The sequence below is a fragment of the Mesorhizobium sp. M5C.F.Ca.IN.020.32.2.1 genome, from assembly GCF_004023105.1.
GTDB classification, from domain to species: Bacteria; Pseudomonadota; Alphaproteobacteria; order Rhizobiales; family Rhizobiaceae; genus Mesorhizobium; species Mesorhizobium wenxiniae.
Window position 1 is genome coordinate 1 of the sequence record NZ_RZSX01001183.1, and the last position, 1,525, is coordinate 1,525.

The following is a 1,525-nucleotide window of genomic DNA, read 5'->3' on the forward strand; positions in this document are numbered from 1 at the left end:
GCAACCGAACGCCTTGCCGGCCGTCGAAACTCGACGAGCAATCCATCGTGCTGTCGGCAAGTATCTGGTGGAGCTGGATGATAGAGATGCCGAGCTCGTCATAGGTCGGCGAAAGCCATTTCTGCGAGACCTGGTCGAGGCGCGCAATGTCTTGGTAAGCGACCATGTCGTCCGGAAAGGTGAACCTTGTCAAAGGCCGTCCGCTCGCCGCGCGCCGCTGGCATATTGGGCGAGGATCGGCGCCGCCTGCGCGGCAGCCTGTGCCCTCGCCTGATCGAGAGTGAGCGTCGGTTTCGTCGACGATGCGGATCGGCTTACCACCGACGAACTCATCGGTGCGGGTGTCGATGATGTCGATCTCCGACCAGCCCGAATTCGAAGCACCGGCGTCGAGCGTGCCGTACTGTTCGAAGGCGAAGTAGGTACCGTCCGGCGAAAAGCCGATAAATGCGCCGTGCCGCCGCATCGCCGGCCTGAGCGGCGGAAGCGACCATCGAGAGCATCGCCGCCAATACGGCAGATCCAACCTTGCATCGCAAGTTCATTGCGCCTTGTCCCCAATTATGACCCCACACCCCAATTATGACCCGAGACCATCGTGCCGGGTATTTGCGACCAAGGCGAGAACGCCAAAAGACGAAATTGCATATGCTTGCAAAAACAGCATACGCTATTCAAAGACAGCAGACATTCCTGGGGAGGAAGCCGGATGGCGTCACGCTACCACGAGGTCTATGACGGCTGGAAACGCGACCCGGAAAAATTCTGGGCGAATGCGGCCAAAGCCGTCGACTGGTTCACACCGTTCGACACGGTCTTCGATCCGAATGCCGGCGTCTATGGGCGCTGGTTTGGCGGCGCCTCCTGCAACACCTGCTTCAACGCCGTCGACCGCCACGTGACGGGTGGCCGCGCCGATCAGATCGCGCTGATCCATGACAGCGCGATTTCCGGCACGATCAGGAAATTCACCTATGCCGAACTGAAACGCGAGGTGGTCGCGCTGACGTCGGTGCTGAAGAACCGCGGCGTCCAGAAAGGCGATCGGGTCATCATCTATATGCCGATGGTGCCGGAAGCGGCGTTTGCCATGCTTGCCTGCGCCCGCATCGGCGCCGTGCATTCGGTCGTCTTCGGCGGCTTTGCCTCGCACGAGCTCGCCACGCGCATCGACGATGCCAGGCCGAAGCTGATCATTTCCGCCTCTTGCGGCCTGGAACCCGGGCGCGTCGTCGCCTACAAGCCGCTGCTCGACAAGGCGATCGAGATGTCGCGGCACAAGCCCGAGGCCTGCCTCATCCTCCAGCGCGACCAGCTGCGCTGCGAGCTCAAGGAAAACCACGACATCGACTATGCCGACGCCGTCGCCCGCGAGCGGGCCGCAGGCGCCAATGTCGACTGCGTTCCAGTGCTCGCCACCGATCCGCTCTACATCATCTACACGTCCGGAACGACCGGCCAGCCCAAAGGCATCGTGCGCGACAATGGCGGCCACATGGTTGCGCTGAAATGGTCGATGGAGAAC

Annotated in this window: 1 protein-coding gene and 1 pseudogene; one reads left to right on the top strand and one right to left on the bottom strand. The window is 61.8% G+C overall.

What is annotated here, in order from left to right:
* A pseudogene (locus EOA86_RS34170) lies at positions 1-466 on the bottom strand (hypothetical protein); the annotation flags it as partial.
* Between the two features lie 243 nt (positions 467-709).
* Here EOA86_RS34170 and EOA86_RS34175 point away from each other — a divergent pair.
* Positions 710-1,525, top strand: an 816-nt coding sequence (locus EOA86_RS34175) for an AMP-binding protein (RefSeq protein WP_164892304.1), incomplete at its 3' end; no start/stop codon positions are given.